Raw genomic sequence first — 13624 nt, 5'->3', positions numbered from 1 at the left:
CACAGCCCCCGCTGTCACACGATCGCCATTCAGCCGTCACAGCCACGCGAGGCGCCGTAAAGCCCTCTTCTGTACGGGAGTTGTCCGGAGTACCGTCCGCGCATGCCGATTCGTTCGACCATGCGCACGCGCTTCACGATCTGGAGACCGCTCGCGACTGCGGCCGTCACGGCCCTGCTGGCCGCGTTCCTCGCCCCCGCCGCCGCGCACGCGGCGCCCCGCGAGAGCCGCCCCGTCTATTCGTACGCACATGCCATCCGTGAGTCCGTCTGGGTGGACACCGGCCTCGACGCGGACGGTGACGGGAAGAAGGACCGCGTCGCCGCCGACATCGTCCGACCTTCCGAACCCGCCCGCCAGGGCCGCAAGGTGCCGGTCATCATGGACGCCAGCCCCTACTACTCCTGCTGCGGACGCGGCAACGAGAGTCAGAAGAAGACGTACGACGCGCACGGCCACGTCGTCCAGATGCCGCTGTTCTACGACAACTACTTCGTGCCGCGCGGCTACGCCTTCGTCGGCGTGGACCTCGCCGGCACCAACCGCTCCGACGGCTGCGTCGACGTCGGCGGCCGCTCCGACATCCGGTCCGCGAAGGCCGTCATCGACTGGCTGAACGGACGCGCCAAGGCCTACACGACCCGGACCGGCACCCGAACCGTCGGGGCCGGCTGGACCAACGGCCGGACCGGCATGATCGGCAAGAGCTGGGACGGCACGATCGCCAACGGCGTCGCGGCCACCGGCGTCAAGGGCCTGAAGACGATCGTCCCGATCAGCGGGATCTCCTCCTGGTACGACTACTACTTCGCCCAGGGCGCCCCGCTGTACGACGGCGGCCCCGACGAGCTGGCCGGCTACGTCGAGAGCGCCGGCGCGACGGCCCACTGCGCGGCGGTGCAGAAGAAGCTCGCCGACGGCAGCCCGCGCAGTGGCGACTGGACCCCGCTGTGGACCGAGCGGAACTACGTCAAGGACGCTGCCAAGGTCAGGGCCAGTGTGTTCCTGGTGCACGGCATGCAGGACCTCAACGTGCGCACCAAGCACTTCGGCCAGTGGTGGAACGCCCTGGCCGAGCATGGTGTCGAGCGCAAGATCTGGCTCTCCCAGACCGGCCACGTGGACCCCTTCGACTACCGGCGCGGCGCCTGGGTCGACACCCTGCACCGCTGGTTCGACCACGAGCTCCTCGGCTACGACAACGGTATCGACCGTCAGCCGATGGCGGACATCGAGCGCCACCCCGACCAGTGGGTCACCTCCAGGGTCTGGCCGCCGCACGGCACCCGGGCCACCACGCTCCACCCGGCCCGCGGCGCCCAGCCCGGCGTCGGCACCCTCGGCCTCGGCCCGGCCACCGGCACCGAGACGTTCACCGACGACCCGAAGCTCGGCGAGACCGACTGGGCCGCCCACCTCACCACGTCCACCCCCGAGAAGGCCGGCTTCGTCACGGCGCCGCTCACCCGCGACCTGCGCCTGTCCGGCTCCTCCAAGGTGACCGTGACCGCCACTCCGACCACCTCCTCGGCCCACCTCTCCGCCGTCCTGGTGGACCTCGGCCCGGACACCATCCGTGACTACGCCGACAGCGCCGAGGGCATCACCACGCTCACCGACCGCACCTGCTGGGGCCAGAGCACGGCCGGGGACAGCGCCTGCTTCAAGGCGACCAGGGCGAAGACGGCCCAGGTCGACTCCACGGTGTTCAGCCGCGGCTGGGCCGACCTCGGCCACTACGCCTCCCTCGACCGGGGCGTCCCGCTCACCCCGGGCAAGGCGTACACGATCACCCTGTCCCTGGCGGCCACCGACCACGCCGTCCCGAAGGGGCACCGCCTGGCACTGATCGTCGCAGGCACCGACAAGGACCTCATCGACCCTCCGTCCACCAAGCCGACCCTCACCCTGGATCTGTCCCGTACGACGGCCCGGGTCCCGCTGGTCGGAGGCACGGCGGCGTTCGAACGGGCCACCGCCGGCAGGGTGACCGCCGCACCCGCGGCGCGCACCCTGGACGGCGTCCGCGCCCCGCGCGCCACCCGGCACGTCCCGGCGAGCTGATCACCCACGCAGTGATCGTTCCCCTCCGGGGGAATCAGCCGGTGCCGGGCGGCCGACCGTCCTCGCGGTCGCCCGCTCGGCACCGGCATGCGGGGGCCGGCATGCGGGGGTCCGGCACGCGGCGGACCTGACGGGCCCTCCGGCTCCTGCTCGGTCTCCTGCCCGCTCAGACTCCGGGTGCCGCTCCGGCCAGCTCGGCCGCCTCCCGGGCGCACCCCCAGGCCACCGTGATCCCGGCCCCGCCGTGCCCGTAGTTGTGCACCAGCAGCCGCCCGTCCGGCAGCGTCTGCCGTTCCAGTCGCACGGAGTCCCGGGCGGGCCGGAGCCCCACCCGGTGCGCCAGTACCCGTGCCCCGGCGATCTCCGGCCGGACGGCCGCGCACCGCGCGACGATCGCCGCGGCGGTCGCCGGGTCCGGCTCCGGCGACCAGGCGTCCTCCTCCGCCGTACCGCCCAGGAGCAGCCCGCCGGGCTGCGGGAAGAAGTAGGTCGAGGCGTCGCAGGAGTGGTCGACCGAGGTGAACCAGGTCGTGATCCCCGGGTTCTCCACCACGACCAGCTGCCCGCGCACCGGGCGCACCGCCGGATCGGGCACCAGCGATCGCGCCCCCAGCCCCGTGCAGTTGACCACCACGCCGGCGGGCACCGAGGCCAGATCGGTCACCTCCCGCTCCTCCACCCGGCCACCCGCCTCGGCGAACCGCTCCCGCAGCCACGCCAGATGGACCGGCATGTCGATCAGCGGAAGCCGTGCCGCCAGCCCCTCGGACACCGCCCGCAGTCCCGGCACCCGGCCCGCCCAGGCACCCAGCTCGTCCAGCCGGGTCCCCCGGTGTACACCCTCGACCAGGCGTACGCCCGTCTCCTCCGGCCGCCCGGCCAACTCCTCGTACACACCGAGGGAGTCCAGCGCCCACGCACCGACCAGCGGCTCGGGCTCGATCCGGTACGGCCACCACAGCGCGCCGGCGACCGCCGAGGTCGTGCGCTCGGCGGGCTCCCGTGCCCACACCCGTACCCGGCGGCCGGACTCGGCCAGCACCACGGCCGTCGTCAGCCCGGCGACCCCGCTGCCGACCACGATCACTTCGTCACTCGACTCGCGCTTCACGCCAGGACGCTAACGGAATATGTCATGCCGCGCTCACATCCGTCCCGGTGTGGGGATACTCACAGCATGTCTGCCGCATACGCGACCTTCGGCCTGGCACCGGCGATGCGCGCCGGCGGTGTCCTCGCCGACGGCGGCTACCAGGTCCACCGCGACTTCGTGGACTTCATCGTGGACGGGCGTCCGCTGCTGTTCCAGCTCTCCGACCTGGACGCCGTATCCCCCCTCGCCTCCGACATCCCGCCCGCCATCTTCACCGCGCAGGTGCGCAGTCTGCTGCTGGAGACCGAACCACCGCTCCCGGACGGCCGGTTCGTGATCTACGGCTGTCCCGACTGCGCCGACCTGGCCTGTGGTGCCGTCACCGCCGTGATCGAGCGGGAGGGCGACGACTTCATCTGGCGGGACTTCGCCTGGCAGACGGAGGAGCACGCCGACCTGGACCTCAACGGCTACCACGGCATAGGGCCGTTCCGCTTCGCCGGACCCGAGTACCGGGCCGCCCTCGCCGCGCTGATCCAGGACGCCGACGGCCCGCCCGCGCCCCGCCGCCGGGTGCTCCTGATCGGCGCCCGCGTGGCCGTCCTCGCCAAGCTCGCCGCCGCGCTGCGCACCATCGGCATAGGCGCGGACATCACCCAGGACGTCCGGGCCGTCCACGCCGAGGAACTGCGCGGCTACGGCGCGGTCGCCTTCGGCCGTGCGGTCGGCGAGGCGGAACGGGCCGCCGTACGAGAGGCGTTCGAGCGTGCCGGGGTCGAGGTCGCCTACGTCAGTGGCCTGGCCCCGATCATCCCCCTGCTCGTCGCGCAGATCGAACACGCCCTGGACCGCAGCCCGCTCCCGCAGCGCCGGCTGACCGGCCTGGCCGCCGCCGACGGCGCGGTGGACGTCGACGTCACCTCGCCCTGCCGGGTCCGGGTCACGGTCTACCGCCTGGACCGCCTCTACCGCACCCACACCCAGGAGGTCTTCGACGGCGTCCTGGAGTCCGGCCGCCACCGCATTCCACTGGACCCGAAGGCGGTGAAGGGGGAGGCGTTCGTGGTGGCCAGAACGACCGGGAGCGTGCTGGTGGAGCCGGTGGGGAAGTGAAGGCCGGGCAGCCCCGGGAAACCCCGCCGCCGGCCGGTGTCCCGGGACACTAGGATCGGCTTCCTGATGACTGCCACTCTCGTCGCCAAGAACCTCGCCGCCGGGCACGGCGACCGCTCCCTCTTCTCCGGGCTCGACCTCGTCGTCGCGCCCGGCGACGTGATCGGGCTGGTCGGTGCCAACGGCGCGGGCAAGTCCACCCTGCTGCGGCTGCTCGCCGGGCTGACCGCGCCCGAGCAGGGCGAGCTGCGCCTGTCCCCGCCGGCCGCGACCGTCGGCCATCTGCCGCAGGAGCCGGAACGCAGGCCGGGGGAGACCGTCCGGGAGTTCCTGGCCCGCCGTACCGGAGTCGCCGAGGCACAGCGCGTGATGGACGAGGCCACGCAGGCGCTGGTCGACGGCACGCCCGGCGCCGACGACGCGTACGCGACCAGCCTGGAGCGGTGGCTGGACCTCGGCGGCGCCGACCTGGAGGAGCGCGCCGAGGAGGTCGCCGACTCCCTCGGCCTGGCCGTGGACCTGGACCAGCCGATGACCTCGCTCTCCGGCGGCCAGGCGGCCCGCGCGGGTCTCGCCTCCCTCCTGCTCTCCCGCTACGACGTCTTCCTGCTCGACGAGCCGACCAACGACCTCGACCTGGACGGTCTGGAGCGCCTCGAACGCTTCGTGACCGGCCTGCGCGCGGGCACCGTGGTCGTCAGCCACGACCGCGAGTTCCTCACCCGCACGGTCACCAAGGTCCTCGAACTCGACCTCGCCCAGGGACAGATCAACCTGTACGGCGGCGGCTACGAGGCCTACCTGGAGGAACGGGACGTGGCCCGCCGGCACGCCCGCGAGGGCTACGAGGAGTACGCCGACAAGCGCGCCGCCCTCCAGGACCGTGCGCAGATGCAGCGCTCCTGGATGGACAAGGGTGTCAAGAACGCCCGGCGCAAGGCGTCCAACGACAACGACAAGATCGGCCGCAAGTTCCGCAGCGAGGCCAGCGAGAAGCAGGCCGCCAAGGCCCGGCAGACCCAGCGCATGATCGAACGCCTGGACGTCGTCGAGGAGCCGCGCAAGGAATGGGAGCTGCGCATGGAGATCGCGGCCGCCCCGCGTTCCGGTGCGGTGGTGGCGACCCTGCGGGACGCCGAGGTCCGGCGCGGCGACTTCACCTTCGGCCCGGTGTCGCTGCAGATCGACTGGGCCGACCGGGTCGCGGTCACCGGAGCCAACGGCGCCGGCAAGTCGACGCTGCTCGGCGCACTGCTGGGGCGGGTCCCGCTCGACTCCGGACACGCCGCACTCGGCTCCGGCATCCTGGTCGGCGAGGTCGATCAGGCCCGCAAGCTGTTCCACGGCCCGGAGGCGCTGCTGGAGGCCTTCTGCGCGGCCGTCCCGGACACCGAGCCGGTCGAGGTCCGCACCCTGCTCGCCAAGTTCGGCCTGAAGTCGGACCACGTGCTGCGCCCGGCGGCCACTCTCTCCCCGGGCGAGCGGACCCGCGCCGCCCTGGCGCTGCTCCAGGGCCGGGGCGTCAACCTGCTCGTCCTCGACGAGCCGACCAACCACCTCGACCTGCCCGCCATCGAGCAGCTGGAGTCGGCCCTGGACCTCTACGAGGGGACGCTGCTCCTGGTCACCCACGACCGGCGGATGCTGGACGCCGTCCGGGTGACCCGCCGACTGGAGGTGGCGGCGGGCAAGGTCACGGAACGCTGACCGGGCATCGTGCCGCACCGGGGATCGGGCCCGCCCGCCGCTAGGCTCACGGCTGTCGCGCGGACGGTCGGCCGGGGAGTGGGCATGAGTGGTGCGGTGAGCGGTTCGGGTCGACCGGGCGGTCCGGCCCTGCGACTGCGGCGCGAGCAGGACGTGCTCGCGCGGATACGGGGCACCGAGGACAAGATCGCGGACGTGATCACCGCCTTCGCGGGGACCATGCTGTTCGTCTATCTGCACGCCCTCTGGTTCACGGTCTGGATCGTGTTCAACGAGGGCGCGTTCGGCCGGAAGGCGGTCTGGGATCCCTTCCCCTTCGGGCTGCTCACCATGATCGTCAGCCTGGAGGCGATCTTCCTGTCCACCTTCGTGATGGTGAGCCAGAACCGCCAGGCCGCCCGCGAGAACGTCCGCGCCGACCTGGACTTCGAGACCAATGTGCGCTCGGAGGTGTGGTCGATCCACATGGGCCGCGCCCTCGGCGTCGACCCCGAGGAGGTCGAGCGCCGGGTGCAGGAACTCCTCGCGGAGAACCGGGCCCGGATGAGCGGATCCGCCCAGGCCCCGGAGTGAGGCAGGACTGTCACCGCAGCCCCTCACGGCCCCCCGCGGTGGGACGATGAAACGGGTGTCCGGGCCGGCCGGACGCCGTCCCGGGGAGTGAACGCATGGGCCGTTCTCGCGTCCCTGCCGGGAGCCGGAGGTGACCGGGCACCGCGACATGATCCTGTCCCCCGACGTCGTACGGAAAGCGGACGACCGGGCGGCGACGGTGATCGACGCGCCCCCGCCGCGCGATGTGCGCCGGGCGGCCGATCTGTCGCGGCTGCTGGTGTCCCTGGCCGTACTGGGGCTGTCGGTGCTGGTGGCGGTCGTCACCCGGGAGTTCGCCCGCAAGGCGCAGCAGGGGCTGATGTCCGCCGCGGCCGCGCTGTCGCCCGGCCTGCGCGACGGCCTGGTCGGCACGGTGCAGGTCGTCGCCCTGGTGGCGCCGGTCGCGGGCCTGGCCGTGCTCGTCGTACGCAGGCGGGTCGACGCGCTGCGCAGGGTCCTGCCCGCGGCGGCGCTGGGCGCGGCGACCGCCTGGGCGCTGACCCGCCTGGCGCTGGCCCGTGGCCGGCCGGATCTGTGGCCCGAGGTGCTGGCGGGCCGGAGCGGAGTGGTCCCGGCGGGCTGGCCGCCCTCGGTGTACCTGGCCGGGTGGGCCGCGGCCGTGGTCGCCGCGGGACCCTGGCTCGCACGGCCCTGGCGTCGGGCGCTGTGGTCCCTGACCGCCGTGTGCGCGGTGGTGGGCGCCGTGGCGGCCGCCCTTGTGCCGCTGGAGGCTCTCGCCGCCCTGGCCGCGGGCGGCGCGGCCGGCTCCGCGGTCCTGCTCATGGCGGGCGGACCGCCGGACCGGCCGTCGGCCCGGGCGGTCGCCGACGCGCTGGCCGACTGCGGGATCCCGCTCGCCACCCTGCGCGAGCTGCCCGCGGACGAGCAGCTTCCCGGTGAGGGGATCCGGTACCGCGCCGAGACCACCGCCGGCGCGCGGCTGACCGTACGGGCCGTCGCCGCCGAGGACCAGGGCCGCGACCTGTTCTACCGGCTCGCCCGGCGCACGCTGCTGCGTCACCCGGACGACCCCGGCACGCAGACGCCGCTGACCGCCGTGGAGCACGAACTGCTCATGCTGGTCTTCGCCGCCCGCACCGGAGCCCGGGTCGACGAACCCGTGATCGCCTACCCGGTGGACGGAGGGGGCGCGATCCTGGTGACCGTGGGGCAGGACGCCCGCCCGCTGTCCGCATCGGCGGCAGAGGAACTGACCGACCAGCTGCTCGGCGCGGTGTGGCAGTCCGTGGCCCACCTGCACGAGCACCGCCTCGCGCACCGCGCGCTGCGCACCCGGCACGTCCTCGTCGAACCGGACGGAACGCCCCGGCTCACCGCCTTCGCCAGGGCCCGGCTCAACGCTCCGCCAGAGGTGCTCGGCAGCGACATCGCCGAACTGCTGGCCACAACCGCCGTACGCGTCGGCCCGCGCCGCGCCACCGCCTGTGCGCTGGCGGGGCTCGGCCCCGACGTGCTGGCGAGCGCGCTGCCGTACCTGCAGCCGCTCGCGCTGATCGGCCCGGCGCGGCGCGAGGTCGCGCGCTACGACCAGGAGCGCGCCCGGGCCGCCTCGGAGGGCGTCCGGCGCCGGGCGGTGCAACCCGGCGGCCGGCCCAGCCTGATGCACGACCTGGCCACCGAGGTCCGTACGGCGTGCGGGGTGCCGTCCGTCGCGCCTGCCCGCATGGCGCGGTTCACCTGGAAGAGCGTCCTGGGCCTGCTCGGCGCGTTCCTGGTGCTGCACCTGGTGCTCCCGCAGTTCGCCAACGCCCCGGCCGCCCTTCGCGCGCTGGGCGACGCGAACTGGTGGTGGCTGCTCGCCGTCGTGCCCGTCACCTTCGTGTCGCAGGTGTTCTCGACCTTTCTGCAGCTGGGCACGATCCCCGACCGGCTGCCGTTCGGACCCACCTACCAGGTGCAGTTCGCCAGTGCGTTCCTGAACCGGATCACCCCGAACAACGTCGGCGGCATGGCGCTGAACCTGCGCTATCTGCAGAAGACGGGCATCGAGACCGGTGCGGCGACGGCCTCTGTCGGGCTGCAGAGTCTGGCCGGAGCCCTCGCCAACGCCGTGGTCGCCGCGGTGTTCTTCGCCTGGGCCGGAGGGCACCACGGCGGAGTGCGCCTGGACGTGCCCGTCGGCCGCTACGCGCTGCCCGCCATCGCGCTCACCCTTGCCGCCGGAGGGCTGATCGGTCTCACCCCGCCCGGCCGGCGCTTTCTGCACGAGAAGGTGTGGCCGTTCCTGAGTTCTGCCGGATCGACCGTCAAGGGCATCGCCACCGACCCACTGAAGATCGCACTCGGCACCGTGGGCGCGCTCGGTCTGCCGCTCGTCCAGGTCGTGGGTCTGGCCCTGAGCGTTCACGCGCTCGGCGGCGACCTCCCCTTCATCCAGGCCGGCGCCGCATACATGGCGGCCCGGCTGCTGGCCAACGCGGCTCCCGTCCCCGGCGGCCTGGGCGCGCTCGAAGCGGGCCTCATCGCCGGTCTGACCGCGCTCGGTGTGCCGGCCGGACCCGCCACCTCGGCGGTCCTGGTCTACCGGCTGCTCACGTTCTGGCTCAACGTCCCGCTGGGCGCGCTGGCCCTCGGCTTCGTCCAGCGGCGCGGGTACGTGTGACGCCGGCTCACATCCCGCCGGGTCACAGCAAGGGGTCGGGACCGGGATCGCCGCCCGCCGCCACGACGGCGAGCCGGCCGGTGTAGTGCGTCCAGCCCTCCTCGTGTGCGGCACACGCCTCGGGGGAGGGCAGATCCCGGTGGACCAGCCGCGGCAGGGTGCCCTCGGGCACCGGCTCCAGGGTGATCTCGACGGTCGAGGAGCCGGGTGGCACGGGCATCTCGCCGGTGGCCCAGCCCCAGGTGAAGACGAGCCGCCTGGGCGGGTCGATCTCGACGAAGAGCGGCCCTCGGCGACGTTCTCGCCATTGACCAGCGTTCGGTAGGCGCCGCCGGGCTCGAAGCTGAACTCGCCGTCCTTGCCCATCCAGGACAGCCACTTGTCCCGGTCGGTGAAGAAGGAGAACACCGTCTCGGGGCGCGCCGCGATGCGCCGTTCCACGGTGACCGCGTTGTTCCTCACGAGTCCGTCCCTCCGGGGCGTTGCGCCCGTTCCGCCGCCTCCGCCAGTTCGGCGAGCGTGTCCAGCCTGGTGGCCCACATGGACTGCAGATACGCGGCCAGCGGACCGAGGGCCTCGCGGTCGGCCCGGTAGAAGCGCTTCTTGCCGTCCTGGCGCAGCGTGACCAGGCCGGACTCCCTGAGCACCTTGAGGTGCTGGGATACCGCCCCGAACGTGACGTCGAACCGCTCCGCGATCTCGCCCGCGGACAGTTCCGCATCCCACGCGTTTGTTTGCGCAGCGCCGAGGAGTGGTCCCGAGGCGGACCCCGGCGGGGACGCACGAACGCGTCCCCGCCGGGGTCCGGGGCCAAGCCCCGTGAGGGTGCTTCTCAGCCCACGGCTACGGATGGGCGGCCGGGAGACGGGCCGGGGGCGGAGCCCCGGCTCAGCGGCGTCCGTCCTTCGGGTTCAGCAGTCCCGCCCGCCGCAGCGCGTCGGCCATGGCGCTGTTGGCCGGGGCCGGCGCCTGACGACCGCCCCGGTCGCCACCCCGGTCACCGCCGCGGCCCTGCCGCTGGCCCTGGCCGCCCTGCCGCTGCTGAGGCGGCCGGGAACCGCCGCCCCGCTGCTGCTTGCCGCCCTGCCCCTGCGGCGCGGCCTCGTCGTCCAGCCGCAGCGTCAGCGCGATCCGCTTGCGCGGGATGTCCACGTCGAGGACCTTCACCTTGACGATGTCACCGGGCTTGGCCACGTCCCGCGGGTCCTTCACGAACGTCTTCGACATCGCCGAGACGTGCACCAGACCATCCTGGTGCACACCGATGTCCACGAACGCGCCGAAGGCCGCCACATTGGTGACCACGCCCTCCAGCACCATCCCGGCGGACAGGTCGGAGATCTTCTCCACGCCCTCCTTGAAGGTGGCAGTCTTGAAGGCGGGCCGCGGGTCGCGCCCGGGCTTCTCCAGCTCCTTGAGGATGTCGGAGACGGTCGGCAGACCGAAGGTGTCGTCCACGAAGTCCGCAGGCCGCAGCGAGCGCAGCACACCGGTGTTGCCGATGAGAGAGGCGACCTCCTGGCCGGAGGTCTTCACCATGCGCCGCACCACCGGGTACGCCTCCGGGTGCACGCTGGAGGCGTCCAGCGGGTCGGCGCCGCCGCGGATGCGCAGGAAGCCCGCGCACTGCTCGTACGCCTTCGGGCCGAGCCGCGCCACCTTCTTCAGCTCGGAGCGCGACGAGAACGGCCCGTTCGCGTCCCGGTGCGCGACGATGTTCTCGGCCAGGCCCGAGGAGATGCCGGACACCCGCGAGAGCAGCGGCACGGACGCGGTGTTGACGTCCACGCCGACGCCGTTCACACAGTCCTCGACGACCGCGTCCAGCGAGCGGGACAGCTTCACCTCGGACAGGTCGTGCTGGTACTGGCCGACACCGATGGACTTCGGGTCGATCTTCACCAGTTCGGCCAGCGGGTCCTGCAGCCGACGGGCGATGGAGACCGCGCCGCGCAGCGAGACGTCCATGTCGGGCAGTTCCTGCGAGGCGTACTGCGACGCCGAGTACACGGACGCGCCCGCCTCGGACACCATGACCTTGGTGAGCTTCAACTCCGGGTGCCTGGAGATCAGTTCACCGGCGAGCTTGTCGGTCTCCCGGGACGCCGTGCCGTTGCCGATGGCGACCAGCTCGACCGCGTGCTCCTTCGCCAGCCGCGCCAGCTTGGCGATCGCCTCGTCCCACTTGTTGGCCGGGACGTGCGGGTAGATCACGTCCGTGGCGACGACCTTGCCGGTGGCGTCGACCACGGCGACCTTCACGCCCGTACGGAAGCCGGGGTCGAGGCCGAGCGTCGAGCGCGTGCCGGCCGGGGCGGCCAGCAGCAGGTCGCGCAGGTTCGCGGCGAACACGTTCACCGCCTCGTCCTCGGCCGCCGTACGCAGCCTCAGGCGCAGGTCGATACCGAGATGCACCAGGATGCGGGTGCGCCAGGCCCAGCGGACCGTGTCCGTCAGCCACTTGTCGGCGGGGCGGCCCCGGTCGGCGATCCCGAAGCGGTGGGCGATGATCCCCTCGTACGAGGACGGGCCCTCCGTCGCCTCCTCCGGCTCCAGGACGAGATCGAGGACGTCCTCCTTCTCACCGCGCAGCATCGCCAGGATGCGGTGCGAGGGCAGCTCGGTGAACGGCTCGGCGAAGTCGAAGTAGTCGGCGAACTTGGCGCCCGCCTCCTCCTTGCCGTCCCGCACCTTGGCGGCCAGCCGCCCGCGCACCCACATGCGCTCGCGCACCTCGCCGATCAGGTCGGCGTCCTCCGAGAACCGCTCGGTCAGGATCGCCCGCGCGCCCTCCAGCGCGGCCTGCGGATCGGCGACGCCCTTGTCGGCGTCCACGAACGCGGCAGCCGCGGCCAGCGGCTCGACCGCCGGGTCGCCCAGCAGCCCCTCGGCGAGCGGCTCCAGGCCCGCCTCCCGGGCGATCTGCGCCTTGGTGCGCCGCTTGGGCTTGTAGGGCAGGTAGATGTCCTCGAGCCGTGCCTTGGTCTCGGCGCCGCGGATCTGCGCCTCCAGCTCCTCGGTGAGCTTGCCCTGCTCGCGCACCGACTCCAGGATCGCGGTCCGCCGCTCCTCCAGCTCCCGCAGATAGCGCAGCCGCTCCTCGAGCGTGCGCAGCTGCGCGTCGTCGAGCATCTCGGTCGCTTCCTTGCGGTAGCGGGCGATGAAGGGCACCGTGGAACCGCCGTCGAGCAGCTCCACCGCGGCCTTCACCTGCCGCTCCCGTACGCCGAGCTCCTCGGCGATCCTGCCTTCGATGGACCCTACGAGGGGTGTCGTCACGATCCCGTACCGCCTTCTCCACGTCAGCTTGCGCGGCAATTGTGGCAGGTGACACCGACAACCGGGGATCAGGGCGCCACGCGGCGGGGCGCGGGGCCCAGCAGCCGAGCCTGCCCCGTGCCGTATGGCAGGAAAGGTGGGGTATCCGTCATTGCGGCCACGCACCCACCCTCGAAGAATCGAGACATGCCGCAGCGCACCCTCCTCTTCGTCCTCTTCGACGGCGTGCAGAGCCTCGACGTCACCGGCCCCCTCGAGGTGTTCAACGGCGCCGAGACGCACACGCCGGGGTCGTACCGCATCCGCACCGCCTCCCTGGAGGGCGGCCCTGTGCGCACCTCCAGCGGTCTGACCCTCGTACCGGACGCGGCGCTCGGGGAGGTGCCCGACCCGCACACCCTGCTGGTCCCCGGCGGTCAGGGCACCCGCAGTTCCGACCCGCTGCTGACCGAGTGGCTGCGCACGCACGGCCCGCGCGCGCGACGCCTCGTCTCGGTCTGCACCGGTGCGATCCTGCTGGCCGAGGCGGGCCTGCTCGACGGCCGCCGTGTCACGACCCACTGGGCGTACTGCGAGAAGCTCGCCCGTGACCACCCGGCCGTCGAGGTCGATCCCAACCCCATCTACGTCCGGGACGGACACATCTCCACGTCGGCCGGCGTCACCTCGGGCATCGACCTCGCCCTCGCCCTGGTGGAGGAGGACCTGGGCCGTCAGGCGGCGCTGGTCATCGCCCGCCACCTGGTCGTGTTCCTGCGGCGGCCCGGAAACCAGGCCCAGTTCAGCGCCCAGCTCGCCGCCCAGACCGCGCAGCGCGACCCGCTGCGGGAGGTCCAGCAGTGGATCACCGAGCACCCGGCCGGCGACCTCACCGTGGAGGCGCTCGCGGCCCGGGCGAGCCTCTCACCGCGGCACTTCGCCCGCGCGTTCCAGGCCGAGACGGGCATGAGCCCCGGACGCTTCGTCGACCGGGTCCGTCTCGAACACGCCCGCCGCCTCCTGGAGGACACGGGCGACGGGATCGAGGAGGTCTCCCGTGCCAGCGGGTACGGCACCCCGGAGGCCATGCGCCGCGCCTTCGTCAGGGCTTTCGGAACGGCACCGGCCGAGTACCGCCGCCGCTTCCGGCCCGCATCCGCCCACTGAAAGGA

10 protein-coding genes are annotated in these 13624 nt (G+C 73.0%); 6 read left to right on the top strand and 4 right to left on the bottom strand.

The features are described from left to right. Window positions 1-102 precede the first annotated feature (102 nt). Window positions 103-2064, top strand: a complete 1962-nt coding sequence (locus FB157_RS08955) for a Xaa-Pro dipeptidyl-peptidase (RefSeq protein WP_145877685.1) — start codon at window positions 103-105, stop codon at window positions 2062-2064. Window positions 2065-2230: 166 nt separating this feature from the next. On the opposite strand, the gene FB157_RS08950 is transcribed toward FB157_RS08955, so the two are convergent. Then, window positions 2231-3151: an FAD-dependent oxidoreductase gene (locus tag FB157_RS08950; RefSeq protein ID WP_145877933.1), complete on the bottom strand. Its 921-nt coding sequence runs from the start codon at window positions 3149-3151 to the stop codon at window positions 2231-2233. Window positions 3152-3241: 90 nt separating this feature from the next. Here FB157_RS08950 and FB157_RS08945 point away from each other — a divergent pair, with 90 nt between their 5' ends. From FB157_RS08945 to FB157_RS08930, 4 genes are all read left to right on the top strand, one after another. Next, complete coding sequence (locus tag FB157_RS08945; RefSeq protein ID WP_145877683.1) at window positions 3242-4270, top strand: oxidoreductase; 1029 nt, start codon at window positions 3242-3244, stop codon at window positions 4268-4270. A 66-nt stretch (window positions 4271-4336) separates the two neighbouring features. Further along, on the top strand, window positions 4337-5977 hold the full coding sequence (locus tag FB157_RS08940) for an ABC-F family ATP-binding cassette domain-containing protein (protein ID WP_145877682.1): 1641 nt from the start codon (window positions 4337-4339) through the stop codon (window positions 5975-5977). Between the two features lie 84 nt (window positions 5978-6061). Next, window positions 6062-6550: a DUF1003 domain-containing protein gene (locus FB157_RS08935; RefSeq protein WP_145877680.1), complete on the top strand. Its 489-nt coding sequence runs from the start codon at window positions 6062-6064 to the stop codon at window positions 6548-6550. A gap of 130 nt (window positions 6551-6680) precedes the next feature. Beyond that, entirely contained in the window at window positions 6681-9194 is a 2514-nt protein-coding gene (locus FB157_RS08930; RefSeq protein WP_145877678.1) for a lysylphosphatidylglycerol synthase transmembrane domain-containing protein, read from the top strand. Window positions 9195-9216: 22 nt separating this feature from the next. Here FB157_RS08930 and FB157_RS08925 read toward each other — a convergent pair whose 3' ends face one another. The 3 genes from FB157_RS08925 to FB157_RS08915 form a co-directional block, all read right to left on the bottom strand. Then, complete coding sequence (locus FB157_RS08925; protein ID WP_261386215.1) at window positions 9217-9573, bottom strand: SRPBCC domain-containing protein; 357 nt, start codon at window positions 9571-9573, stop codon at window positions 9217-9219. Between the two features lie 79 nt (window positions 9574-9652). Continuing rightward, window positions 9653-9907, bottom strand: coding sequence for a helix-turn-helix transcriptional regulator (locus FB157_RS08920; RefSeq protein WP_261386226.1), 255 nt, complete (start codon window positions 9905-9907; stop codon window positions 9653-9655). A 175-nt stretch (window positions 9908-10082) separates the two neighbouring features. Then, window positions 10083-12473 carry a Tex family protein gene (locus FB157_RS08915; protein ID WP_145877675.1) on the bottom strand — a complete coding sequence of 797 codons (2391 nt, stop codon included), beginning with the start codon at window positions 12471-12473 and terminating at the stop codon, window positions 10083-10085. A 186-nt stretch (window positions 12474-12659) separates the two neighbouring features. Here FB157_RS08915 and FB157_RS08910 point away from each other — a divergent pair, with 186 nt between their 5' ends. Beyond that, a complete protein-coding gene (locus FB157_RS08910) occupies window positions 12660-13619 on the top strand; it encodes a GlxA family transcriptional regulator (protein ID WP_145877673.1) in 960 nt (319 codons plus the stop codon). The last annotated feature ends 5 nt before the right edge of the window (window positions 13620-13624 follow it).

Source organism: Streptomyces sp. BK340, from assembly GCF_007827595.1.
Taxonomy (GTDB): Bacteria; Actinomycetota; Actinomycetes; order Streptomycetales; family Streptomycetaceae; genus Streptomyces.
Note: the sequence above shows the minus strand (reverse complement) of the source record. Positions and strands in the feature narration are given on the sequence as shown.

What these genes read in the sequence shown, in the direction of transcription:
- FB157_RS08955 (WP_145877685.1), top strand. Translation starts at nt 103, where the DNA reads ATGCCGATTCGTTCGACCATGCGCACGCGCTTCACGATCTGGAGACCG.
- FB157_RS08945 (WP_145877683.1), top strand. Translation starts at nt 3,242, where the DNA reads ATGTCTGCCGCATACGCGACCTTCGGCCTGGCACCGGCGATGCGCGCC.
- FB157_RS08940 (WP_145877682.1), top strand. Translation starts at nt 4,337, where the DNA reads ATGACTGCCACTCTCGTCGCCAAGAACCTCGCCGCCGGGCACGGCGAC.
- FB157_RS08935 (WP_145877680.1), top strand. Translation starts at nt 6,062, where the DNA reads ATGAGTGGTGCGGTGAGCGGTTCGGGTCGACCGGGCGGTCCGGCCCTG.
- FB157_RS08910 (WP_145877673.1), top strand. Translation starts at nt 12,660, where the DNA reads ATGCCGCAGCGCACCCTCCTCTTCGTCCTCTTCGACGGCGTGCAGAGC.